Source organism: Porphyrobacter sp. LM 6, assembly GCF_001720465.1.
In the GTDB taxonomy this organism is placed as follows: Bacteria; Pseudomonadota; Alphaproteobacteria; order Sphingomonadales; family Sphingomonadaceae; genus Erythrobacter.
Genome location: NZ_CP017113.1, coordinates 784,729 through 808,113, shown reverse-complemented (window position 1 = coordinate 808,113; position 23,385 = coordinate 784,729). Strand labels below are relative to the sequence as shown.

20 protein-coding genes are annotated in these 23,385 nt (G+C 65.6%); 12 read left to right on the top strand and 8 right to left on the bottom strand.

What is annotated here, in order from left to right; genetic code table 11:
- Positions 1-58: 58 nt before the first annotated feature.
- Positions 59-448, top strand: coding sequence for a hypothetical protein (locus BG023_RS03955; protein WP_069309311.1), 390 nt, complete (start codon positions 59-61; stop codon positions 446-448).
- Here the strand turns inward: BG023_RS03955 and BG023_RS03950 are convergent.
- Positions 445-1,848: a L,D-transpeptidase family protein gene (locus BG023_RS03950; protein WP_069309310.1), complete on the bottom strand. Its 1,404-nt coding sequence runs from the start codon at positions 1,846-1,848 to the stop codon at positions 445-447. The genes BG023_RS03955 and BG023_RS03950 overlap by 4 nt on opposite strands.
- Positions 1,849-2,025: 177 nt before the next feature.
- Between BG023_RS03950 and BG023_RS03945 the strand changes: the two genes are divergently transcribed.
- The 5 genes from BG023_RS03945 (at position 2,026) to BG023_RS14840 (ending at position 7,305) form a co-directional block, all read left to right on the top strand.
- On the top strand, positions 2,026-2,916 hold the full coding sequence (locus BG023_RS03945; RefSeq protein WP_069311106.1) for a DMT family transporter: 891 nt from the start codon (positions 2,026-2,028) through the stop codon (positions 2,914-2,916).
- A gap of 119 nt (positions 2,917-3,035) precedes the next feature.
- A complete protein-coding gene (gene acnA, locus BG023_RS03940) occupies positions 3,036-5,708 on the top strand; it encodes an aconitate hydratase AcnA (RefSeq protein ID WP_069309309.1) in 2,673 nt (890 codons plus the stop codon).
- A 7-nt stretch (positions 5,709-5,715) separates the two neighbouring features.
- The gene (locus BG023_RS14360) at positions 5,716-6,228 is read left to right on the top strand and encodes a rhodanese-like domain-containing protein (protein ID WP_083234514.1); all 513 of its coding nucleotides are present in this window, start codon (positions 5,716-5,718) and stop codon (positions 6,226-6,228) included.
- A 123-nt stretch (positions 6,229-6,351) separates the two neighbouring features.
- A complete protein-coding gene (locus BG023_RS14845; protein WP_069309308.1) occupies positions 6,352-7,143 on the top strand; it encodes a hypothetical protein in 792 nt (263 codons plus the stop codon).
- 3 nt (positions 7,144-7,146) lie between these two features.
- Positions 7,147-7,305: a hypothetical protein gene (locus BG023_RS14840; RefSeq protein ID WP_190315809.1), complete on the top strand. Its 159-nt coding sequence runs from the start codon at positions 7,147-7,149 to the stop codon at positions 7,303-7,305.
- Here BG023_RS14840 and BG023_RS14665 read toward each other — a convergent pair.
- From BG023_RS14665 to ruvA, 4 genes are all read right to left on the bottom strand, one after another.
- Positions 7,298-7,885, bottom strand: coding sequence for a hypothetical protein (locus tag BG023_RS14665; protein WP_150122781.1), 588 nt, complete (start codon positions 7,883-7,885; stop codon positions 7,298-7,300). The genes BG023_RS14840 and BG023_RS14665 overlap by 8 nt on opposite strands.
- 211 nt (positions 7,886-8,096) lie before the next feature.
- Positions 8,097-9,134 (bottom strand): Holliday junction branch migration DNA helicase RuvB, encoded by a 1,038-nt coding sequence (ruvB, locus tag BG023_RS03925; protein ID WP_069309307.1) that lies wholly within the window; start codon positions 9,132-9,134, stop codon positions 8,097-8,099.
- Positions 9,127-9,567, bottom strand: coding sequence for a hypothetical protein (locus BG023_RS03920; protein WP_150122780.1), 441 nt, complete (start codon positions 9,565-9,567; stop codon positions 9,127-9,129). Before BG023_RS03920 ends, ruvB begins: the two co-directional genes overlap by 8 nt.
- A gap of 13 nt (positions 9,568-9,580) precedes the next feature.
- A complete protein-coding gene (gene ruvA, locus BG023_RS03915; RefSeq protein ID WP_069309305.1) occupies positions 9,581-10,189 on the bottom strand; it encodes a Holliday junction branch migration protein RuvA in 609 nt (202 codons plus the stop codon).
- A 78-nt stretch (positions 10,190-10,267) separates the two neighbouring features.
- Here ruvA and aroC point away from each other — a divergent pair, with 78 nt between their 5' ends.
- Positions 10,268-11,338, top strand: a complete 1,071-nt coding sequence (gene aroC / locus BG023_RS03910) for a chorismate synthase (protein ID WP_069309304.1) — start codon at positions 10,268-10,270, stop codon at positions 11,336-11,338.
- A gap of 17 nt (positions 11,339-11,355) precedes the next feature.
- On the opposite strand, the gene BG023_RS03905 is transcribed toward aroC, so the two are convergent.
- Positions 11,356-12,426 carry a DUF4274 domain-containing protein gene (locus BG023_RS03905; RefSeq protein ID WP_190315808.1) on the bottom strand — a complete coding sequence of 357 codons (1,071 nt, stop codon included), beginning with the start codon at positions 12,424-12,426 and terminating at the stop codon, positions 11,356-11,358.
- A gap of 232 nt (positions 12,427-12,658) precedes the next feature.
- On the opposite strand from BG023_RS03905, the gene ahpC reads away from it, so the two are divergent.
- Positions 12,659-13,225 carry an alkyl hydroperoxide reductase subunit C gene (gene ahpC / locus BG023_RS03900; RefSeq protein ID WP_069309302.1) on the top strand — a complete coding sequence of 189 codons (567 nt, stop codon included), beginning with the start codon at positions 12,659-12,661 and terminating at the stop codon, positions 13,223-13,225.
- Between the two features lie 235 nt (positions 13,226-13,460).
- Positions 13,461-15,050, top strand: coding sequence for an alkyl hydroperoxide reductase subunit F (gene ahpF / locus BG023_RS03895; RefSeq protein WP_069309301.1), 1,590 nt, complete (start codon positions 13,461-13,463; stop codon positions 15,048-15,050).
- A 101-nt stretch (positions 15,051-15,151) separates the two neighbouring features.
- Here ahpF and BG023_RS03890 read toward each other — a convergent pair whose 3' ends face one another.
- On the bottom strand, positions 15,152-15,340 hold the full coding sequence (locus tag BG023_RS03890; RefSeq protein WP_069309300.1) for a hypothetical protein: 189 nt from the start codon (positions 15,338-15,340) through the stop codon (positions 15,152-15,154).
- Between the two features lie 250 nt (positions 15,341-15,590).
- Between BG023_RS03890 and katG the strand changes: the two genes are divergently transcribed.
- Positions 15,591-17,789 carry a catalase/peroxidase HPI gene (katG, locus tag BG023_RS03885; RefSeq protein ID WP_069309299.1) on the top strand — a complete coding sequence of 733 codons (2,199 nt, stop codon included), beginning with the start codon at positions 15,591-15,593 and terminating at the stop codon, positions 17,787-17,789.
- A gap of 196 nt (positions 17,790-17,985) precedes the next feature.
- On the top strand, positions 17,986-18,822 hold the full coding sequence (locus tag BG023_RS03880; protein ID WP_069309298.1) for a hypothetical protein: 837 nt from the start codon (positions 17,986-17,988) through the stop codon (positions 18,820-18,822).
- 2 nt (positions 18,823-18,824) lie between these two features.
- Here BG023_RS03880 and BG023_RS03875 read toward each other — a convergent pair whose 3' ends face one another.
- Positions 18,825-20,846 carry a hypothetical protein gene (locus BG023_RS03875; protein WP_069311104.1) on the bottom strand — a complete coding sequence of 674 codons (2,022 nt, stop codon included), beginning with the start codon at positions 20,844-20,846 and terminating at the stop codon, positions 18,825-18,827.
- A 156-nt stretch (positions 20,847-21,002) separates the two neighbouring features.
- Between BG023_RS03875 and BG023_RS03870 the strand changes: the two genes are divergently transcribed.
- Positions 21,003-23,345 carry a trypsin-like serine protease gene (locus BG023_RS03870; protein ID WP_083234513.1) on the top strand — a complete coding sequence of 781 codons (2,343 nt, stop codon included), beginning with the start codon at positions 21,003-21,005 and terminating at the stop codon, positions 23,343-23,345.
- The last annotated feature ends 40 nt before the right edge of the window (positions 23,346-23,385 follow it).

Here is a 23,385-nt window from a genome sequence, read left to right as displayed (position 1 = left end):
GTTCGGTTCTTCGCCAGAAACCAGAGCCATTCCGGCTGCAACGCTGCAATCCGCAGCTGTGGGCGCGATCCTGCTCGCACTTTCGTTTCCAATCGCAGGCTTCATCCTCCCACCCACCTATCGCCACGAACTTATTTTCGCTGCAGCGCTGTCTTCGCTGACATTCGGCTTCATGTTCGGCGGCTTAGGCATCGCCTTGGCTCTGATGCTGGTTGGCGCGCCGGTTGCCCGGTTGGCGGGTGTCCGGATGGAGGGGCTATCAGGCACGGCAATCGCGCTCACGGCGGCGATTTCCTGCCTTGCGATACCTTTTGTACTATTGGCTGAGGAGCCAATGGAACCCACAAAAGGCATTCCGCTCCTGCTCGCCTCGCTGTTCTTCGCGCTTCCGGCAGCTTTAACTTACCGGAAGCACGTCCTGCTCGAACGCGCTTTCGAGCGAGCCTAGCTGTCCTGCAGATCGTCCTCGATCACGATCACTTCATCATCGACCTGATTGCTGCGGTTCTTCACCCGCGGCTTGTCGAGGCTGGCAAGCACCGGCGCATCGCGGCCGTAGATGTCCTTGAAGGTCGCCATCTGGCCGTTGATGTCGGATGCCATCGTGAAATAGGTGATGTAGGCGGCCCACTGCTTCTGCAGCATGACCTTGGTGTACTTGCCCGAGGTGGAGATCGTGACCGCCTCCTCTTTGGTCGCCCCCTTGCCGAGGATCGCCATCGTCATCGCCAGTTCAAGCGCGCGCTCGGTGCGCACGCAGCCGTGGCTGAGCGCGCGGTCATCATTGGCGAAGAGGTGGCGCGAGGGCGTGTCGTGGAAGAAGATCGCATGCTCGTTGGGCATTTCGAGCTTCATCATGCCGAGTGAATTGCCCGGCCCCGGCTGCTGCACGACAGAGACGTAGCCGTTCGCCCCCTTGGTTGCGACGTAGCCGTTGCGCTTGCCCCAAGCCGGGTTGGCGAGCACCTTGGCGCCCAGTCCTTCGCCCTTCACGATCGATTGCGGCACGGTCCAGGTCGGGTTGAACACCACGCCTTCGACCATCTCCGCCAGCTGCGGGGTCGCGGTGCGCCCGGGCTTGCCGACAATCGTGCGGTAAGTGCTGATGATCCGGTCCTTGACCGTCAGGCGCAGCTGGAACTCGGGCACGTTGGTGATTAGGTATTGCGAGCCGAGATCGCGCGCCAGCCAGCGCCAGCGGTCCATGTTGGCGCGGATCAGCTTGCGCTTGGCGACGTTGCTCGCCGGGGTCTTGGCGAGTTCGGCCTTGAGCTTGGCGTAATCGGGGTGGGTCGGATTGAGCTTGGCCAGCGTGCCCGCAATGTCGCCGGTGACCACTGCTTCGGCCAGCAGATCGCCGGTGCGAAAGATATCGCGGTCGGGATCGACCACGAACCACTGCTCGCGCGCATCCATCGGCGTGCGCCCGTCGCGCAGGTCCTCCACCAGCCACACGAAGCTTTGCGAGGCGAGCGCGTTCAATTCATCCGACGGCCCGGACGCCAGCGCGACCTTGAGCGGTTCGAGATCATAGTCCTTGGGGTCAAGCCCTTCGGCGGCGATTCCTTCGATCACCGCGACCAGCTTGGCGGCCTGCGCCACGGTCCACGGCTGCACCAGCGGAGCGGGCGCCTCCATCCCGGCTTGCACAACCGGTTCCGAAACGGTCTGGGGGAAGGCCTGCTCAAAGGCGCCGCTCGGCTTGGGCGCAGGCGCAGGAACCTGCGCGGGTTGCGGGCCGCCCTGCTGCTGGCTGCGGGCCTGCTGCGCGCCGGTCTGCGCCAGCGCCGCGCTCGTCACCAGCGCCGCAATCGCCACGCCGCCTACGAGTTTGCCCGGAAACCTCATTGCCAATTTCGCCTTTTTGCCCCTGGCCGCACACCTGCGCGCGGCTCTGCCAAGTTCGGTCCCAATCCTACTCCGGACCGGCGGCCCCTATCAACCACCTTGGCTTTCGCGCCGATTAATGTGCACAGCCCGATCATCGAGGTGACCTTGACCGGCCGAGCGCCTATGGAGCGCGCCATGTCCCTGCGAAGCCATCCTTTGCTGCCGTTTGCCGCCGCGCTGGCCGGTGTGGGCTTCCTGTCGCTGATGGATGCCTTCATGAAGACGGCCGCGCTGATGATCGGGGCCTACACCGCCACGGTGCTGCGCGCCTTGATCGGGACCGCACTGATCGCGCCGGTCTGGCTTTCGCGCGGGCCCGCGATGCCATCGCGCGCCGTCCTGAAGCTGCACCTTGAACGCGGGGTGGTGTCGGCGTTCATGGCGCTGAGCTTCTTCTACTCCCTCACCCTCCTGCCGCTGGCCGAGGCGATTGCCTTGAGCTTCATTGCGCCCTTGATCGCGCTCTACCTTGCCCGCGTGCTGCTGGACGAAACGATCCGTGCCGCTGCCATCGGCGCCAGCGTGCTCGGGTTTGCGGGCACGCTGGTGATCGTCGGGGGACGGATCGGCGAGGGGCAGTTCGACGAGAACGCCGCCTGGGGTATCGGCGCAGTCTTCTTTTCGGCGCTGCTCTATGCCTACAATTTCATCGTGATCCGGCGGCAGGCGCAGGTCGCTGACCCGCTCGAGATTTCGACGTTCCATTCGGGCGTGGGCGGGCTGGTGCTGCTGACGTTTGCACCGTTCCTGTGGGAAGCGCCGACAGGAGCGGCGGTGATGCCGCTGGTCGTATCAGCCGTGCTGACCGTGTGCGGGTCGTTCCTCATCGCCTTTGCCTATGCCCGCGCCGAGGCGAATGTTCTGGTGCCGACGGAATATTCGGGCTTCGTCTGGGCGGCGCTGTTCGGTTGGCTGTTCTTCCGTGAAGCGGTCACCGTGCCGACGCTGGCGGGCACCGTATTGATCGTCACCGGGTGCTGGCTGGCGACCCGCCCCGCACGGCCAGCAGAAAACCTGTCCGCCTAGGACGCTTTCCCGAGGGGAACCCCCCTTGACCTCGCGCGCGAGACAGAGCAGGTGCCTCGGCGAAAACCGCGCCCTTGGTGGATCGGGGGCGGGTCAATCAAAAAGGATGGAACCCTCCCATGACCGCAATCGGCCAGGATTCGCTCGGCACCCGCCAGATGCTTGACGTCAACGGCAAGCAGTACGCCTATTACTCGCTAGCAAAGGCCGCAGAGCAGCTGGGCGATATCAGCAAACTGCCGATCTCGATGAAGGTGCTGCTCGAAAACCTGCTGCGCTTCGAAGACGGCGGCTTCACGGTCGATCGCAAGCACATCCAGGCCATCGTCGACTGGCAGGCGAACCCCACCACCGGCGAGGAAATCCAGTACCGCCCGGCGCGCGTGCTGCTGCAGGACTTCACCGGCGTGCCTTGCGTAGTCGACTTGGCGGCCATGCGCGACGCGATCAAGAAGCTCGGCGGCGATACCGCCAAGATCAACCCGCTGGTGCCGGTCAACCTTGTGATCGACCACTCGGTGATGGTCGACGAATTCGGCCACCCCAAGGCGATGGAAGCCAACATGGCGCTCGAATACGAGCGCAATGCCGAGCGTTATGACTTCCTCAAGTGGGGCTCGAAGAGCTTCCAGAACTTCACCGCCGTGCCCCCAGGCACCGGCATCTGCCACCAGGTGAACCTCGAGCACCTCGCGCAGGCCGTGTGGTCGAGCGAAGGCCCGGATGGCGTGATGGTCGCCTATCCCGACACCTGCGTCGGCACCGATAGCCACACCACCATGATCAACGGCCTCGGCGTGCTGGGCTGGGGCGTGGGCGGGATCGAGGCCGAAGCCGCGATGCTCGGCCAGCCGGTCTCGATGCTGATCCCCGAAGTGGTCGGCTTCTACCTCGAAGGCGCGATGGCCGAAGGCGTGACCGCCACCGATCTGGTGCTGACCTGCGTGCAGATGCTCCGCCAAGTGGGCGTGGTCGGCCGCTTCGTCGAATTCTACGGCCCGGGCGTTGCCAACCTCACCCTCGCCGACCGCGCCACCATCGCCAACATGGCCCCCGAATACGGCGCGACCTGCGGCTTCTTCGGGATCGACGACAAGACCCTCGATTACCTGCGCCTCACCGGCCGCAGCGAAGACAACATCGCGTTGGTCGAAGCCTACGCCAAGGCGCAGGGCATGTGGTTCGATCCGGCCAACGTGCCGGTCTTCACCAAGACGCTCAGCCTCGACATGGGCACCGTCGTCCCCAGCCTCGCCGGCCCCAAGCGCCCGCAGGACAAGGTCATCCTTCCCGAGGTGGACGATCTGTTCAATTCCGATCTTTCGAAGGTCTACGGCAAGAGCGCCCCGGCGCGCGTCGCGGTCGAAGGCAAGACCCACGATATCGGCGATGGCGACGTGGTGATCGCCGCGATCACCTCCTGCACCAACACCTCGAACCCCGATGTGCTGATTGCCGCCGGCCTCGTCGCCAAGAAGGCGAACGAGAAGGGCCTCAAGCCCAAGCCCTGGGTCAAGACCTCGCTCGCTCCGGGATCGCAGGTGGTGACCGACTACCTCGTGAAGTCGGGCCTGCAGGAACACCTCGATGCGGTCGGCTTCGACCTCGTGGGCTATGGCTGCACCACCTGCATCGGCAACTCGGGCCCGCTCGCTGCGCCGATCAGCGCCGCGATCAACGGCAATGATATCGTCGCTGCCTCGGTGCTCTCGGGCAACCGCAACTTCGAAGGCCGCGTTTCGCCGGATGTGCGCGCCAACTTCCTCGCCTCGCCGCCGCTGGTGGTGGCTTACGCGCTGAAGGGCACCGTCACCGAAGACATCACCACCACCCCGATCGGGCAGGACCAGAACGGCAATGACGTGATGCTCGCCGATCTGTGGCCCTCGAACGCCGAGATCGCCGAACACCGCGCCGCCAATATCGACCGCTCGATGTTCGTCAGCCGCTACGCCAACGTCTACCACGGTGACGAGCACTGGCAGGCGATCACGGTCGAGCCTTCGGACACGTACCAGTGGCGCGCCGGTTCGACCTATGTCGCCAACCCGCCCTATTTCGAGGGCATGACCATGACCCCGGCGCCGATCACCGACATTGTCGATGCCAAGCCGCTGGCGATCCTCGGCGATTCGGTCACCACCGACCACATCTCGCCGGCCGGTTCGATCAAGGAAGACAGCCCGGGCGGCAAGTTCCTGATGGCCAACCAGGTCGCCAAGAAAGACTTCAACTCCTACGGCTCGCGCCGCGGCCACCACGAAGTGATGATGCGCGGCACCTTCGCCAATATCCGCATCAAGAACGAAATGGTGCCCGGCGTCGAAGGCGGCTTCTCGACCTATGGCGGCGAGACCATGCCGATCTACGACGCGGCGATGAAGCACAAGGAAGACGGCACCCCGCTCGTCGTAATCGGCGGCAAGGAATACGGCACCGGCTCCTCGCGCGACTGGGCGGCCAAGGGCACGATCCTGCTGGGCGTGCGGATGGTGATCGTCGAGAGCTTCGAGCGTATCCACCGTTCGAACCTCGTCGGGATGGGCGTGCTGCCTCTCCAGTTCAAGGAAGGCGACACCCGCCAGACCCTTGGCCTGAAGGCGGACGACACCTTCTCGATCCGTGGTCTGGCCGATCTGACCCCCGGTCAGGACGTGACGGTCGAGGTCACCCGCGCCGACGGATCGACCTTCAGCTTCACCGCGCTGTGTCGCATCGATACCGCAAACGAGATGGAATATTACCGCCACGGCGGAATTCTCCATTACGTTCTGCGGAAACTTGCTGCATAATCATGGTATGAACCACGCTCGCCCGTCCCTGCTTTCCGTTGCCGCCCTGCTGGCGCTGACGGCCTGCGGGGACGGGCGAAGCGGGACGGAGGAGCGCAAGCAATCCCCGTCCGCTGCGCCGTTCGGGTTCGAACTGGCGCTGGCAAGCACGGCAAACGCCGCCAATCCCGAACCGGCCGAAGCCGCGCCCGCGGCTGATCCCGCACCGCTGATTGCGCTTACGCCCGAAGAACTGGCGGCGCGGCTCAAGGCCGGCAACGTCCGCCTGATCGATGTACGCACCGATGCCGAAGTCGCCGAGGGCGTGATCCCCGGTGCCGAACATATTGCGCTCGACACGTTCGATCCCGCCGCCCTCGATCTGTCGGACGGGCGCGAGGTGGTGCTCTACTGCCGTTCAGGCCGCCGCTCGGCAATCGCGGGCGAAAAGCTGGCCGAGGCTACCGGCAAGCCGGTCGAACATCTCGAAGGCGGGATCCTCGCCTGGGAACAGGCCGGCCAGCCGCTCGCCCCGCGCTGACAGCGCGTCACTGACATAACGAAAAAGGGCGGCTCCCCCCGGAGCCGCCCTTTGCGCTTGCCCTCTCCACAGGGTGAGTGGCAGGCGTGACTGTCTGCGTAACCTCAGGCGTTCGGCGCGCCGGTGAACTTGCGGCGCCCGAGGATCGCTGCGGCGGCGAGGCCGAACAGGATCGTCATCGGCGGGGCCGGAACCTCGTGCCCGCCCGAGGAGCTGCTGCTGCCCGAGGAAGACGACGAGGACGAACTCGACGACGACGAGCTCGACGAGCTGCTGCCCGACGAGCTGCCGCTGCTGCTGCCGCTCGAGGACGTGCTCGACGATGACGAGGACGAGCTCGACGAGGAGGTGCTGCTGCTGGTGCTGCTCGTCATGTCGCCCGAGCTGGTCGAGCCGCCGGGATGGCCACTCGATCCGCCGCTGCTGCCCCCCGACGAGCTCGACGAGGAGCTGGACGACGAGGAGGAGGACGAGGAAGATGACGACGAGCTGGACGAGGACGACGAGCTCACGTTGCCGGACGAGGAGCTCACATTCCCCGACGACGACGAGACGTTGCCCGAGGACGAGGAGACGTTGCCCGAGGAGCTCGACACGTTGCCCGACGAGCTGGAGACATTCCCCGACGAGCTCGAAACGCGCCCGGTAGAGCTCGAAACCGCACCGGTCGAAGACGAGACTGCACCGGTCGAGGACGACACATTGCCGCTCGAGCTCGACACGCCGCCGGTGGAACTCGAAACCCGTCCGGTGGAGCTCGAAACTTCACCGGTCGAGGACGACACCGCACCCGTGGATGAAGACACGTTGCCCGAGGACGACACCGCGCCGGTCGAGGACGACACGTTGCCCGACGAGGAGACTGAACCGGTGCTCGACGAGATCGCGCCCGTCGTGCTCGAGCTCGAAACCTGACCCGTGCTCGAAGACACCGCGCCGGTCGAGGACGAGCTCGAAACCTGGCCGGTCGAGGAGCTGATCTGCCCCGAAGACGAGGTGGTCGAAGAACTGATCTGGCCGGACGAGGAGGTCGAGGTCGAACTGATCTGGCCCGACGAGGAGGTCGAGCTTACCTGACCGGACGACGAGGTCGTCGAGGTCGAATTGTCGATATCGATGATGATCCCGCTGGTGCCCGGACCGCCGCTGGTGCTGGTGGTTGTCGAGACCGAGACGGTGCCCGAGGACGAACCGCCGCCACCGAAGAAACCGCCGAAGAAGCCGCCGCCGAAACCGCCGCCAAAGCCGCCGCCGATGATCGGCGCGCTGGCGAAACCGCCGCCACCCGAAATCGGGGAAGCGGGGGCAGCGGTGCGGGCATGTAGGCGATCTGCTGGAGCGGCGGGCATTCGACCGGATCGGCATAGGCCTGCACCACGCCGGCCGGCATTGCGGCGGCGCCGGGCACCACCGGCTGGCATTCGATCGTGCGCTCAACAATCCGGCGACGACGCTCTTCCGGGATGATGCGCTCGCGCGTCTTGATGTAGCGCGCACCGGTCACCGGATCGACGGCGATCAGCTTGCCATCGATGTTGGTGGTGTAATCCGGCGCCTGGGTGTTCATCGGCTCAGCCATGCGGACAGCGCCGCCTTGCAGCAGTGCCACACCCGCCGCAGCGGCAGAAAGCTTCGCAATGGCCAGTTTGAGCGACATCGTCGTTACCCTGTTTGCTTGCGGGCAAGGATTGCGGACAGCCCGCACCTCTCCCAATTCCAGAGTTCACTTGATGTGAGGACACCCGCTGCGGCAATCGGGTTAACCATCGATTGCCTGTCCCAAAGCGGGAATCGCCCCGGAATCGCGATGATTTCGCGGGGGCTGTCCCGAACTGATACCGAAAACAGCGGCTGGTTAGCCGCGCGGGTTAACCATTATCGTCGAACAGCCCCGATTGCTGCGGGGGCGAATCCTTGGGCGGGGTCATCTCGAGATGTTCCCAACCCGCATCGTTGAGCACACGCCCGCGCGCGGTGCGGGCGACAAGGCCAAGCTGGATGAGATAGGGCTCGACCACATCCTCGATCGTGTCACGCGGTTCGGCAAGACCCGCCGCCAGCGTCTCGATGCCGACAGGGCCGCCCTTGTAGGTGGTGGCGATCATCGCGAGGTAGCGGCGATCCATCAGATCGAGGCCGAGCCGGTCGATCTCGAGCCGGGTGAGCGCCTCGTCCGCGACCGTGCGGGTGACCGAAGCACTGCCCGCCACATCGGCAAAGTCGCGCACCCGCCTGAGCAAGCGGCCGGCAACGCGGGGCGTGCCGCGGGAACGGCGAGCGATCTCGCGTGCGCCCTCGGGCTCGATCGCGAGGCCGAGCAGGCCGGCAGCGCGGGTCACAACCCGCTCCAGTTCGGCGTGGGTGTAGAAATTGAGCCGCACCGGAATGCCGAAACGGTCACGCAGCGGCGTGGTCAGCAGGCCCTGCCGCGTGGTCGCGCCGATCAGGGTGAAAGGCGGCAGGTCGATCCGCACCGAGCGCGCCGACGGCCCCTCGCCGATGATGAGATCGAGCGCGCGGTCTTCCATCGCCGGATAGAGCACCTCCTCGACCATCGGCGAAAGGCGGTGGATCTCGTCGATGAACAGCACGTCATGCGGTTCGAGATTAGTCAGCAGCGCGGCGAGATCGCCCGCCTTGGCGATGACGGGGCCGGAGGTGGCGCGGAAGCCCACACCCAGCTCGCCCGCGATGATCTGCGCCAGCGTGGTCTTGCCGAGACCCGGCGGGCCGAAGAACAGCGTATGATCCATCGCCTCGCCGCGTGCGCGGGCGGCCGCGATGAAGACCGCAAGGTTCCCCTTGGCTGCCTCCTGCCCGACGAACTCGGCCAACCGGCGCGGGCGCAGGGCCGCGTCCGGGTCACCCGGCTGGCGGGCGGGGGAGTGGAGGGGGGAGTCAGTCATAGTCTGGCTTGCCGTAAGCGTTTCCGATCCAGGCGAACAACAGCAAAAGCGGCCCCATCACCACTGTCGAGATTGCCGGAACGAGAAACGCCTGGAACACGATTGAACCGACGCTGTCGTGACTGAAGGTTTCATTTTGACTCAATCCGATCACGACCAAGTATGCCAGCCCAATGCCGGTGAACAGCCTGCGTCCCAGCGCGGTCTTTCGGGTCGCTCCCAAGACAATCGAAAGGTAGCCCCAGAAGCCGAACATCGCGGCAGCGACCACCATCCACGCCCAGATGGCCGGGTCATCCAGCCGATGCCAATGTCCCACGCCGCGCGCCGCATTGGTGTAGGCCAGCAGCGAAGCGAGCGACACGAGGCAAATCGCGCTGAGGATCAGACCGTTGCCGATGGAGGTCGAAGGCGTCACCGGATTTCGGGTCACGACGCGCGTCCCATCAACCCGCCGCCTTTTTCAGCGCCACGCGGATCAGATCGCCCTCGCTCGCGCCCTCGCCCAGCTCTTCCATTGCCCTCGCCACGGCTTGTGCTGCCACGGCAGGCTTGAAGCCGAGGTTCTCCAGCGCGCTCGCCGCGTCGGCGCCCTTGCTGCCTGCGGGGGCCGCCGCCGCGCTCACTGCAAAGCCGCCCGAGCCACCGGGCATGGCGCCGGCCTTGTCCTTCAGCTCGTTGACGATCCGGCCCGCCAGCTTCGGGCCCACGCCCTGCGCCCGCGCGACCATGGCCGCATCGCCGCGCCCGCAGGCGTCACGCAGTTCTCCGGTCGAGAGCGCGGAAAGGATCGCAAGGCCCACCTTGCTTCCCACCCCCTGCACCCCCGTCAGCAGCCGGAACCAGTCGCGCTCGGCCTGATCGGCGAACCCGAGCAGGCGCATATCGTTCTCGCTGACCTGCAATTCGGTGTGGACGGTGCAGCCCTCGCCCACCTCGCCAAGTGCGGCGAGCGTGCGGCGGGAGCAGTGGACGAGGTAGCCCACCCCGCCGACATCGACGATCGCCCAGTCCTCGCCGGTCGCATCGAGCCTGCCTGAGAGCTTAGCAATCATGTTTTGTTCCTGCCGCAAGGCCTGCCAAGCGTCCAGCCTTTATGGACAGATGCCCACACTTGCGCCAGATGGCATCCCATGAGCTGGAACACCTTCGGGCGCGTGCTGCGCTTTACCACCTGGGGAGAGAGCCACGGGCCTGCGCTGGGCGCGGTTGTCGACGGGTGCCCGCCGGGCCTCGCGATTTCCGAAGAGTTCATCCAGCCCTACCTCGATGCCCGCAAGCCGGGCACCAGCCGCTTCACCACGCAGCGGCGCGAGGATGATCTGGTGCGGATCCTGTCCGGCACCTTCGAGGGCAAGACCACCGGCACGCCAATCAGCCTGATGATAGAGAACACCGATCAGCGTTCCAAGGACTACTCCGCGATCGCCCAGTCCTATCGCCCGGGCCATGCCGACTACGCCTATGACGCGAAATACGGCATCCGCGACTATCGCGGCGGCGGGCGTTCCAGCGCGCGCGAGACGGCGGCGCGGGTGGCAGCGGGCGCGGTGGCGCGGCTGGTGATCCCCGAGGTGAGCATCACCGCCTATGTCTGCGAGTTGGGCGGCGACCGGATTGATCCGGCGAACATCGATTACGCCGAGATCGCCAACAACCCGTTCTTCTGCCCCGACGCGGCTGCGGCCAAGCGCTGGGAAGACAAGGTGGATGCCGCGCGCAAGGCCGGATCATCCCTCGGCGCGATTGTCGAATGTGTCGCCACCGGCGTCCCCGCCGGCTGGGGCGCGCCGATCTATGCCAAGCTCGACAGCGATCTGGCCGCCGCGATGATGAGCATCAATGCGGTCAAGGGCGTCGAGATCGGCGACGGGTTCGAAGCCGCGCGGCTAACGGGCGAGGAGAACGCCGACCGGATGCGTCCTGGAGCCGACGGCAAGCCCGAATACCTCGCCAACCACGCGGGCGGCACAGCGGGAGGCATTTCGACCGGGCAGCCGGTGGTGTGCCGCGTGGCGTTCAAGCCGACTTCGTCAATCCTCACCCCGGTGGAATCGATCAACTCGGCGGGCGAGGCGGTGGAGGTGGTCACCAAGGGCCGCCACGACCCCTGCGTCGGCATCCGCGGCACCCCGGTGGTCGAGGCGATGATGGCGCTGGTGCTGGCCGATCACAAACTGCTGCACAGAGGGCAGGTGGGGTAAGCGATAACGCGATGCTCCTATCGGCGGGCTAAACGTCCGGTCAGGTATCGGGCCACCACGCTGGAAAGAACCCACACGGCCACGAAGGCGAGCACCACCGCCACGGACTTGCCGTAGCCTGACGGGTCAGACACGATCCCGCGCTCGGTCAGTTGGCCGTGCCCCTTCAGGGCCAGTCGCAGCAGCGCGAAACCTCCCGAAAAGGCGACAAGGCCGATCACCGCCAGCGCGGTGGGCGAAGGGGCGTGACCTTGGCCGATCATCGCGGCGCGAAACCGGGCGAGCGCTGAGGCGACATTGCGCACGCCGTAGGCAAGCCCGGCCAGCAGCAGAACGCCGCCGATCATCACTCGCGTTCCCTGCCATTCGACCAGCGGCAGCAATCCGGCGGCAAGGCCGAATATGCCGATGTTGAGCAGCGCAGAATCGAGGGCATCTGTGGCATCGTCCAGCATTGAGGGTGCCGCCCCGCCGACCTGCCCCGCTGGCTGCGAGCGCACGGCGCGGACGACCGGGTCGCTGCCACCATCATCGTCGCCAGCTTCGTCGTCCCACTCGACCCACGCCGTTCCGTGGAAGATCTGCGGGTAACGCTGGTAGAAAGCATCGTCGTTGACCACGTTTCGCCCTGCCAGCGGGCGGATCATGTCCGGGTGCGGGCGGAACGGCGGATCGGTGATGGCGGCGCAATCCTTTTCCATCTCCGCATAATCGGCCGTCATCAGACTCTCGATTTCGAACGCGATCTCGCGGCGATGGTAGCTGCCGGCATGGAGGCGCTCGGCGATATGCTGGACCATCGCGGCTTCATCGCGTTCGTCGGCCGCCTCGCCCCGTGCCATCAGCATGAGATCCCAGCCCGGCTCGCAGCGCCAGAATACCGACAAGGCCGTGGCAAGATCGCAATCGTCATGCATCACGATCCACGCCAGCGGTTCAAGCCGGTTGGTCCAGTTGAAATCGAGCGCGGCGCGGTGCCATTCGTCCGGCCCGACCGTCGCCAGCCAATCGATATGGGCGCGGACATAATCGTCATCGTCGGGCTTGATCGTCGACAGCCAATCGGCGTCATCCAGTTTGCCGCTCATGCCCATATGCTCCCCGCAGATCAGGCCAAGGCCTAGACAGACAGTGGTTACGATCACGCTAAGCACGCGGAAATGCACATAAACGCCAAATCCGATTGGTTCCCACCGCTACGATTGAAAATTTCGATTTTCGCAATCGCACAAATCAACTTTTGTGCAGTGCAAAAATCACTATCTGGCGAGCCTGAGTTTCAACCTCTCTCCCAACCCCATCAACAAGGACTAACTCCACATGGGTATCATCGGTTCGACCATCCAGCCGTTCACCGCCACCGCGTTCCAGGCGGGCAAGGACTTCTTCACCGTCACCGACGCGGACCTCGCGGGCAAGTGGTCGGTGTTCTTCTTCTACCCGGCCGACTTCACCTTCGTGTGCCCGACCGAGCTGGAAGACATGGGCGAAAAGTACGCCACCCTCCAAGCGATGGGCGTCGAAGTCTACGCCGTCTCGACCGACACGCACTTCAGCCACAAGGCCTGGAGCGACACCTCGGACAAGATCGGCAAGCTGACCTTCCCGTTCCTCGGCGACCAGAACCACGTGCTGTCGAACAATTTCGGCGTGCTGCGTGAAGGCGTGGGCCTGGCTGACCGCGCGACCTTCGTGGTCGATCCGGACGGCGTGATCCAGATCATGGAAATCACCTGCGAAGGCGTGGGCCGCAATGCCAACGAACTGACCCGCAAGATCAAGGCCGCCCAGTATGTGCGCGCCAACCCCGGTCAGGTCTGCCCGGCAGCGTGGGAAGAAGGTGCGGACACCCTCGCCCCCTCGCTCGACCTCGTCGGCAAGATCTAAGGCTCAACGCCTCAAGAACCGGCCCGCGCGGGGCTCTCCCCCTCCCCCTCGCCCCGCACTGGCCGCAAATCCCCGAGAGCCATTTCAAGAGCACTCGGGTCGTAGCCGGGACCGGATGTCCCGCCCGCTCTCCCCCCCCTTTGTGGTGGGCGGCCCGCATCCGGTCCCGCGTTACCCGCTTACGGACCACATCCCCAATTCCCGCGCGCACCCGCCGCGCCATCGGAGGACACCCATGCTCGACGCCGCCATGCAGGCACAGCTCAAGCAATATCTCGGCAATTTGCGCGAAGGCGTGGAACTGGTCGCCTCGCTCGATGACAGCGAGAAGTCGCGCCAGACCCGCCAGCTGATCGAACAGATCGCCGCGCTGCACGATCTCGTCACCGCGCGTTTCGATGGCACCGATGCGCGCAAGCCCAGCTTCGTGATCCGCCGCGCATCGGACGCGAACAAGTGGGTGCGCTTTGCCGGCCTGCCGATGGGCCACGAGTTTACCTCGCTGGTGCTCGCGCTGCTGTGGGCGGGCGGCCATCCGCCCAAGGTCGATGCCGATCTGATCGAGCAGGTCCGCGCGCTTGAAGGCGATTACAATTTCGAGATGTTCTTCTCGCTGTCGTGCCACAACTGCCCCGATGTGGTGCAGGCGCTGACGCTGATGGCGCTCGAAAACCCGCGCATCCACGCGACGCTGATCGAAGGAGGCACCTTCCAGGAGGAAGTCGAGCGCCGCGACATCATGGCCGTGCCCGCGACCTTCCTCAACGGGGAGCCGTTCTACAACGGCAAGATGGAACTGGCCGAAATCCTCAGCCGTCTCGACAAGAATGCCGACGCCAAGCAGGCTGAAAAGCTTGCGGCCAAGGCGCCGTTCGAGGTGCTGGTGGTCGGCGGCGGCCCGGCAGGTGCAGCGGCGGCGGTCTATACCGCACGCAAGGGCTTCCGCACGGGCATCGCGGCCGAGCGCTTCGGCGGGCAGCTGATGGATACGCTCGGGATCGAGAACCTCCCCGGCACGCCTTACACCGAAGGGCCGAAGCTGACCGACAGCCTGAAGCAACACGTCGGCGAATATGACATCGACCTGATGGACCTCGCCCGAGCGGTCGAACTGCGCGCCGCCAAGGACGTCGGCGGTTATCACGAGGTGGTGATGGCCAACGGCGCAACCCTGCGCGCCCGTTCGCTGATCCTCTCGACCGGTGCGCGCTGGCGCAATCTCGGCGTGCCGGGCGAAGCGGAGTATCGCAACAAGGGCGTGGCCTATTGCCCGCACTGTGATGGCCCGCTGTTCAAGGGCAAGCGCATCGCGGTGATCGGCGGCGGTAACTCCGGCGTCGAGGCGGCGATCGACCTTGCGATGATCGTCGGCCACGTCACCCTGATCGAGTTCGACACCAAGCTGCGCGCCGACGAAGTGCTCCAGCGCAAGCTGCGCTCGATGGCCAATGTCGAGATCATCACCAACGGCCAGACCACCGAGATCCTCGGAGAGAACGGCAAGGTCAGCGGCCTCGTGGTCAAGAACCGCGCCAACGGCGATGAACGCCGCATCGAACTCGAAGGCGTGTTCGTGCAGATCGGCCTCGTCCCCAACACCGAATGGCTGCGCGAGACGGGTCTCGAACTGTCGAAGTTCGGGGAGATCGTGATCGACGATCACGGCGCGACCAACATCCCCGGCATCTACGCCGCGGGCGACTGCACCACCGTGCCGCACAAGCAGATCGTCGTCGCCATGGGCGAAGGCGCGAAGGCAGGCCTTGGGGCGTTCGACTTCCTGATCCGCAACGAACCGGTCGAGGATATCGCCGAGGCAGCCTAGGCTTCAGTGCAATACATTCCCAAAGGGGCGGGTTCCTGTTGAGGAGCCCGCCCTTTTCTGTTGGCCATCACGTGCGTCTAGCAAGCAGAAACGGTAAAACTTCAGGCCGTTGCGAACACATAGGCCAAGCCAAGACAGACCCCCATGAACGCACCAATTGCGGCAAACCACCAGTTGACTGGCGGATTGCTTTGGGGTGGCGACCATAGGGGTTTATCGAATTCTTCCAGACCCTTGAGGCGCTTCTTGTTAAGCGGCACCGCTTTGAAAGGTTTCTTGAAGCTCGCCATCGCCGTGCCTGCTTCTCCGTCTCATTCGTATGAAGGCCTGAAAGGCTTCGCAATCCATCGATATGAAATGTCGGGAGAATATAGCATGCACCTGTTCGGCTGCAAAATCCCCCTGCTAATCGCCTCACTCAATCAATAGCCGCGTATTAATCGATTGGACGCTTCATCCCGAAAGCGTCATTCTCCTCCCATAGGCTACGCGCACAGGCACGAGTCTGAGACTTTTCCCAATGCGAGAGGAGACATCATCATGGATGCCAAAACCGGAGATATCAGCGGCTGTCCGTTCCACGGATCGGCCCAGACCCGCAGCCTGCTGGGCCGCACCAACCGCGACTGGTGGCCCGAGGCGATGCAGCTCGACATCCTCACCGAGCAGGGCAAGAGCGCCAATCCCTATGGCGAGGATTTCGATTACGCCGAGGCGTTCAACACGCTCGATTACGCCGCATTGAAGGCCGATCTCACCGCGCTGATGACCGACAGCCAGCCGTGGTGGCCGGCGGACTACGGCCACTATGGCCCGTTCTTCATCCGCATGGCGTGGCACGCGGCGGGCACCTATCGCACCGGTGACGGGCGCGGCGGTGCGGGCAGCGGCCAGCAGCGCTTTGCTCCGCTCAATTCCTGGCCGGATAACGGCAACCTCGACAAGGCGCGCCGCCTGCTGTGGCCGATCAAGCAGAAGTACGGCAAGAACATCAGCTGGGCTGACCTGTTCATCCTCGCCGGCAATGTCGCGATCGAAAGCATGGGCGGGCCGGTGTTCGGCTTCGGCGGTGGCCGTGCCGACGTGTTCGAGCCCGAAAGCGTCTACTGGGGCACCGAAGAACAGTGGGTCAACGAAGGCGTTGCCACCCGCATCCAGCCCAAGGAAGGCATGGCGCTGGAAAACCCGCTGGCGGCGATCCAGATGGGCCTCATCTACGTCAACCCCGAAGGCCCGGGCGGCAATCCCGATCCGCTCGAAAGCGCGCGCGACATGCGCGAAACCTTCGCCCGCATGGCGATGAACGACGAGGAAACCGTGGCCCTCACCGCAGGCGGCCACGCCTTCGGCAAGGCCCACGGCGCCGCCCCGGCAAGCACCTTCGGCGGCTCGCCCGAAAGCGAATCCCTCGAACTCCAGGGCTTCGGCTGGCTGGTCGATCAGGACGAGATCAACGCCGGTCACATCACCACCTCGGGGATCGAAGGCAGCTGGTCGAACAACCCGACCGCGTGGAGCCACGATTACTTCCGCCTGCTGTTCAAGTACGACTATGAACTGGTGCACAGCCCGGCTGGCGCGCAAATGTGGACGCCGATCAACCCTGCGCCGGAGGACATGGCCCCCGACGCGCGCGACCCGAACAAGCGCGTGCCGACGATCATGACCACCGCCGACATGGCGCTGAAGATGGACCCGGAATATCGCAAGATTTCCGAACGTTTCCTCGCCCATCCCGAACAGCTCGACGATGCCTTCGCCCGCGCGTGGTTCAAGCTGTGCCACCGCGATATGGGGCCGAAGATCCGCTACATGGGGCCGGAAGTCCCCGCCGAAGACCTGATCTGGCAGGACCCGGTGCCCGCCGGCACCATGCCGTCGGATGCCGAAATCGCCCGCTTCAAGGCGGCGATCCTCGGTTCGGGCCTGTCGGTCAGCGAGCTGGTCAAGGCGGCCTGGGCCTCGGCCTCGACCTACCGCAATTCGGACCACCGCGGCGGCGCCAACGGCGCGCGGGTGCGGCTGGCTCCGCAAAGCGGCTGGGCGGCCAATGATCCGGCGGAACTCGCCAAGGTGCTCGGCGTGATCGAACAGCATCGCGGCAGTCTCAGCATGGCCGATGCGATCGTGCTGGCCGGTTCGGCTGCGGTCGAGAAGGCGGCGAAGGACGCCGGCTTCGACGTGACCGTGCCGTTCACCGGCGGGCGCGGCGATGCCACCGCCGAACAGACCGACGCTGCCAGCTTCGAGGCGCTGGAGCCGTTTGCCGATGGCTTCCGCAACTACCTCAAGACCAAGGCGGTCGTCCGCACCGAGGAAATGCTGATCGACAAGGCGCACCTGCTGGGCCTCTCGATCCCCGAACTGACCGTGCTGGTCGGCGGGATGCGGGTGCTCGGCGCGAACAGCGGCAACACCAGGCACGGGGTCTTCACCGACCGCGTCGGCACGCTCACGCCGGACTTCTTCCGCAACCTGCTCGACATGGGCACCAAGTGGGCTCCGGTCGATGGCAGCGGTGACGAGGAATATGTCGGCACCGACCGCACCACCGGTGCGGAGAAGTATCGCGCCACCCGCGCCGACCTCGTGTTCGGCTCGAACTCGATGCTGCGTGCCCAGGCCGAGGTCTATGCCGAGGCCGGGAACGAGGGCAAGTTCGTGTGCGACTTCATCTCGGCCTGGAACAAGGTGATGAACGCCGATCGCTTCGATCTGCGCTGCGCCAAGTATCACTGAGCCCTGATCACCTCCGATCAGGGTCGCAAGGGGCCTCCGGTAGCAATACCGGAGGCCTTTCTTGTGGCAACTGCATGACTGATCTGCCGCGCGGCAGATGCGGCACCTTGGTGTGCGAAAAACATTAATGACTGATTCAGAGATTCAGCCTAAATCGCTGATATCGAGCAGGGTTTTTTGCTACAGGGCCGCAATCATGTTGCTGATTGACCCCGTCTCGGTGCCGCGACTGGCCGAGAGGTATCCGCACGCGCCGGGACGATTGTCACATTTTCTGGCTGCCGAGCCGCTGCTCGGATCCGCTTCGCTCGCCTATGCCGCGCGCGTCCTGCCCTCGCACCAGATCGAACGGCGGTCTGAACATGACGGGGCGGATGACGCTGCGGATCGCGCGGCAGACTCCGGGCCTGATCCGGCGGAGATCATCGCCGCCGGAGGCCCCGAGCGCGGCAGCATCGTCATCCACGCAATCGAGCAACTGCGGCCCTATCGTCGTCTTGTCGACCGGCTGCTGGCCGAACTCGCTCCGGTGATCGCGCGCGCCACTGGTCGGATGCACGAACCCACCGCGCGGGTGATCCTCACCGCGCCGGGTGCACCGACACCGTTCCACTTCGACAACCGCTACAACATCCTCTTCCAGCTCTCCGGCGACAAGGTGATCGCCGCCTATCCGGCGACACCGCCATTCCTCGATCTTGACCGGCGCGAGGCCTGCCTTGCCGGAGAGGGCAACCGGCTGGCGTGGAACCCGAGCTTCGCAGCGCAGGGCGAGCAGCACCTGCTTTCGCCGGGTGAGGCGCTGTTCCTGCCCCATGCTGCACCGCACTGGGTGCGCGCCGGGATGGGTGCCTCGGTGGCGCTATCGCTGACCTGGCAATGCCGCGCCAGCCGCCGGCTCGACGATGCCCTGGCGCTCAATCCGGTGGCGCGGCGGATCGGGCTTGCACCCTATGATCCCGCAGCAGCACCCGCTCCGCCACCGCTGCGCGCAGTGGCGGGCCGCATCGGACGCAGTCTCAATCTTCTCTAGGATCAGGCCGGAAGCGCAAGGTGCTTCGCGCCGAACACCGACTGCCAGCTGGCGATTTCGTCCACCACTGCCTCGTCAAGCGCGTGCATCAGATCGGCCGCAGCGGCATAGGTGAGCGCGCTTTCGGCCCCCGTCAGCAGCAGGTTCATACGCGCCTCGATCTCGCCGAGCTTTTCCGCCGCGACCCGCGAAATCGCGCCGAAGCGCTCGAAATCCCCGAAGTAGCGGATGCCCGCAAGGTTCGCGCCGAGCGTCGGGAAGGCGACACCGAGGAAGGTGAACAGGGCCGAGAGATCGCTGGCCAGATGCTTGGGCAACAGCCCGCCGATCCCGCCGGACTTGAGCAAGAGATAGGCGAGCACCGAGGCCACAGCGAGGACGAAGCAGGTCTCGGCCGCGCGGTCGAGCTGGCGGTGGACAGTCTCGAGCCGCTGCGCCTTGAATTCGTGATAGGCGCGCTGGCTGGTGACATGGGGCAGCGCCACTTCGGCAAGCCCGGCGCGCAGGTAGGCGCGCGTTACCTTGACCTGCGGCAAGCCGACATCGCGCAGTGCGTGGCGAGCGAAATGTTCGGGCCACTGGCCGCGGTCGCCTCCGCCATGCGCGGCGTCCTCGTCAGCCTCTTCGCTGTTGCGCGGCCAGCGGCCGGTCGGCCGGGCCACACCGAGCAACAGCAGCGATGGGGCGTGGCGCAGATATTCGGCCACGCGCCGCAGTTCGAACCAGCGCCCGTGCCAGGCGCGCCGCGAACCGGCGATGGTCAACACCACGATCCCCAGCAGCAGCAAGAGCTCGGCCACGGCGAACAGCCACTTCACCTCGCCCATGCCCGCCGGCAGGTACGCCAGACCGACAATCACCGCGAGCGTCGCCAGCACGAAGTTGACGCACATCCCGCTGCGATAGGCATCGGCAAGGCGGCTGGCGATGCCATCGGCCCAGGCGAAGGCCGGGAGCATCTCGTCGGCGAGTTGGGCAGCGACTGCCTCATCCGCGCCGGGCATGGCCCGCGCCGCAGCGATAACCCGCGCGCCGCTGCCGCTGGCGATGGCCTCGGGCGCTTCGTAATGGGCCACCATCGAGCTGAACCACCCGGCAATCCCGCCGCCGCCAAAGGCTCGCTCGATCCGGCGGTAGAAGCCGAACAGACGGCTGCTGCGCGGATGCCAGACCTCGCGGGTCAGCTGCGCCGGGCTCCACCCCTCAACCACCATCGCAGCGCGGATGATCGCGGTCAGCCGCGCCAGATCGGGCGAATCGGCCGGCCCGCCGGCAATATGCCCGAGCTCTTCCGGGCGGGTCATGATGCGCCAGGCTTCGGGCGCGGCAGGATCGATCAGCAGCACCGGCGTACCCATCGTCAGCGCGGTGACGACCGTGTGACCAGTGCCGCCGGGCAAGTTCGAAACCTTCCCGTCCCACACCGCGATCATCAGATCGGTGCGCTCGATCATCACCCGCCCGGCGAGCGCGACATTGTCCGACGCCAGCGCCTCGAACGCACGGATGGCGGCGCGGTCTTCGGGATCGGCGAGGGTCGCAAGCCATAGCGCCTCGACCTCGTCGTCGCGGTCCGCTAGCTCGAACAGCTGCGCGCGGACGGTGAGCGAGCGGATCGCAGCGGCGTGCGCCTCGACTGCGGGATCGCTCGTCGGCCTGCCCGCCAGCAAAGCCTCCGCATCGGCCAGCGTGGCAGGATGGGCGTTGATCGCGCAATTGAGCGCCGCGCCGAAAGGCAGCGGCACCGCCAGTTCCCAGCCGCGCTGCACGGCGAGATCGGCGGCGATCTGATCGGTGCCATCAACCATCAGGCTGTGCAACCGGATCGCCCCCTGCGTATCGGGCAGCCCCGCAGCAATGGTGTCGATCCGCGTGAACAGCGTCTCGAGCGCGGTCGCGATCGCAGCGCGGTGCGCGGCATAAGACGGATTGGACGCGCGGTGGCCGGTGATCCCCAGCGCGAGATGCGGCTGCCAGTTGTCGCGAATACGGGTTCCGACACTGGCAGCATGGGTTGCAGGCATCGGCACCTCGTCGTCTCCCCCCGGCCCGGAGGGCACCTGGTGTCCATAAGCCTTTGTCTTGCCCGCTTTCAAGCCCCGAGGCGGCACAACCCAGCGGTTTGACCTTGAGCCTTCGAAGGCGCATGATTGGGGCAGTGTTGCAGTGGGGGACTGGCGATGCGGCGATTTCTGGCATTGGTGATGAGCGGGCTGGTGGCACTGGCCCTTCCGGCGGTATCGGCCCGGGCCCAGAACGACCCGCCAGCCGAACCGGTGGCCGATGCGCCGATCCCGCGTGCCTATCCATCAAGCACAGATGACCGCGCAAGGCCCGACAAGCCTGCCGATCAATTTGCGCGTGAACAAGCGCAGGCCGACAGCGATGCCGAAGCCTGCGCTGCGGGCGATCAGGTCGCCTGTACTGCGGTCGGCACCGCCTTTCTGACCGGCACCGGCCGCACGCAAAGCCGCCCGGTGGCCGAACTGTTTTTCCGCCGGACTTGCAACGCGGGCGAGGGCGGCGGATGCTACCGGCTTGGTCAGCTGCTTGTGACGCTGGGCGAACCGGCCGACGACCAGATCGCCGCGATGTTCCATGTTCGCGCCTGCCGCCTCGGCACGCTTGAAGGGTGCGAGGCCGAGGCCGATGACATAGCCGCAGGCGTGCTCGCTCCGCCTGATCCCGCGGCTGCCGAAGCGCTGCGCCGCGCCACCTGCGCCAAGGGCAGTGCCTCGGCCTGTCGCACATTGGCATCGGCGCTCATCAGACCGGATCGCAGCGAGGAAGAAAAAACCGATGGCCGCGCGCTGATCGACCGGTTGTGCCGCGCCGGCGATGCCGAGGCCTGCAGCACAGCAGTCACGCACTGGCGCGATATCGAGGCCGAACCGCAGGTCAAGACGCGCGAATACGAGGCGCTTGGCTGTGCTGCTGGCGATGCTCAGCCATGCACTGATCTTGGCCGGCAGGCGCTGCGCGAAGGCACCACCGAGGAGACCCGCGCTGCGGCCTTGGCGTGGTATGACCGCGCCTGCACGCTGGCCTCCTACCACTGCGAAACGGCCGCCGATATCCGTGCCCAGCCGCAGCGCGAGCGCGATTGTGCGGCGGGTGATCAGGCAGCCTGCATCGCGCTTGGCAAAGTCTATTCGAAAGCAGGCAGCCCGCTTCAGGACAAGCCGCGCGCACTCACGCTGCTCGCGCCCGCGTGCGAACAGGCCCGGGATGCAGCGGTGATCGGCGAGGTCTGCCAGCTCGCAATCGAGAGCCTGTTCGAACAGTGGGACACCGGCACGCCCCCCGAACCCGAGCGCGCTGAGGCTTATCTCACCCGGGCCTGCAATGCGGCGGCAAATGATGCCTGCGTGCTCCTGGCCAAAGAGCTCGAGAGCGGCGCCCGTCTGCGCGCCGATGTGCCGCGCGCATTGTCGATGAAGGCGGATCTGTGTGATGCCGGGAATGAATCTGCCTGCAACGATCTCCAAGCCCGGATTGCCGAGGATCCGGCGACACCGCTGGCGCTGGCGAACAGCGATTACATCCCCGAATTGACCCCTGAGGAAAGGGACGCGTTGGCCGAGGCCAGAGCGCGCGATGCGGCGGAATTCAATGCGCGGCGCTGCACCAGCACAAGCGTAGTGTTCATGGGAACGACCTATACCGACAGGCTTTGCGATAAGGTCATGAGGGTGATCAACGGGTTCAAGGTCGCGCCCGGCAGCACGCCGTGGCAGGCGCTGTTGTGGAGGCCAGCAACCTTCAAGGGGGCACCGCTTTCACCGCAGGACCGGGTGCTTTGCGGTGGCTCGGTAATCCGCGACGGCTGGGTGCTGACCGCAGCACATTGCGTCAACGACAAGGCCATGGGCGGAGTGCCAGTCCAGACCGCCGGACACAGCATCCGCCTGGGCCTTACCAATGCGTTGGGTGACGAGGGTTATAGCTATCCGATCATCGCGACCTTTAAGCATCCAGAATACAACCCGAAGCTGCTGGCGTTCGACATTGCGCTGATCCGATACGATCCTGCGCGCGGCAAACGCGGCAGCGATGCCCGCCCCCCGGCACGCATCCGGCTAGACCCGGTGCCGCTGGCAAGGCGCAAGGTCGAGGCTCTCCCGATTGTGGCGACCTATGGATGGGGCCTGACCAAAGTGCGCGGCGGTGCCATCCCCGATGAACTGCGCGGCGGACGGGTCCGCTTGCGCGACACGACAGCCTGTACAAACGAGACAAGGTTTACCGATGCCAAACGGCGGGATTCGGTGTTGTGCGCCGATGAATTGCGCGCCGTTGATGGTGGGCAGGCATGCGGGGGCGATAGCGGCGGGCCGCTGATCAGTTATAGCGATCCGGACAAGGTGCCGACCCTCATCGGCGTGGTGAGCGGCGGCGTCGAATGCGGCACGCTTGGCAAGCCAAGCCGCTATATCCGCGTTGCGCATCCGCTGGTGCAGAAGTGGTTGAGGGAGACCTTGCCTCCCGCTGGTGCGCGCCAGACCCCTGCCAGGTCGCGCTAGACCCCCGCTTGGGGGTGGCCCGCGCCATGTTCCACGTGGA

Bases quoted from the DNA above. Each gene is read 5' to 3' on its own strand.
- acnA (WP_069309309.1), top strand. From the start codon at position 3,036: ATGACCGCAATCGGCCAGGATTCGCTCGGCACCCGCCAGATGCTTGAC.
- BG023_RS03890 (WP_069309300.1), bottom strand. From the start codon at position 15,340: ATGGCGAGCTTCAAGAAACCTTTCAAAGCGGTGCCGCTTAACAAGAAG.
- katG (WP_069309299.1), top strand. From the start codon at position 15,591: ATGGATGCCAAAACCGGAGATATCAGCGGCTGTCCGTTCCACGGATCG.
- BG023_RS03875 (WP_069311104.1), bottom strand. From the start codon at position 20,846: ATGCCTGCAACCCATGCTGCCAGTGTCGGAACCCGTATTCGCGACAAC.
- BG023_RS14360 (WP_083234514.1), top strand. From the start codon at position 5,716: ATGAACCACGCTCGCCCGTCCCTGCTTTCCGTTGCCGCCCTGCTGGCG.
- BG023_RS03905 (WP_190315808.1), bottom strand. From the start codon at position 12,426: ATGAGCGGCAAACTGGATGACGCCGATTGGCTGTCGACGATCAAGCCC.
- BG023_RS03950 (WP_069309310.1), bottom strand. From the start codon at position 1,848: ATGAGGTTTCCGGGCAAACTCGTAGGCGGCGTGGCGATTGCGGCGCTG.
- ahpF (WP_069309301.1), top strand. From the start codon at position 13,461: ATGCTCGACGCCGCCATGCAGGCACAGCTCAAGCAATATCTCGGCAAT.
- ahpC (WP_069309302.1), top strand. From the start codon at position 12,659: ATGGGTATCATCGGTTCGACCATCCAGCCGTTCACCGCCACCGCGTTC.
- ruvB (WP_069309307.1), bottom strand. From the start codon at position 9,134: ATGACTGACTCCCCCCTCCACTCCCCCGCCCGCCAGCCGGGTGACCCG.
- BG023_RS03880 (WP_069309298.1), top strand. From the start codon at position 17,986: ATGTTGCTGATTGACCCCGTCTCGGTGCCGCGACTGGCCGAGAGGTAT.
- ruvA (WP_069309305.1), bottom strand. From the start codon at position 10,189: ATGATTGCTAAGCTCTCAGGCAGGCTCGATGCGACCGGCGAGGACTGG.
- BG023_RS14665 (WP_150122781.1), bottom strand. From the start codon at position 7,885: ATGTCGCTCAAACTGGCCATTGCGAAGCTTTCTGCCGCTGCGGCGGGT.
- BG023_RS03945 (WP_069311106.1), top strand. From the start codon at position 2,026: ATGTCCCTGCGAAGCCATCCTTTGCTGCCGTTTGCCGCCGCGCTGGCC.
- aroC (WP_069309304.1), top strand. From the start codon at position 10,268: ATGAGCTGGAACACCTTCGGGCGCGTGCTGCGCTTTACCACCTGGGGA.
- BG023_RS03870 (WP_083234513.1), top strand. From the start codon at position 21,003: ATGCGGCGATTTCTGGCATTGGTGATGAGCGGGCTGGTGGCACTGGCC.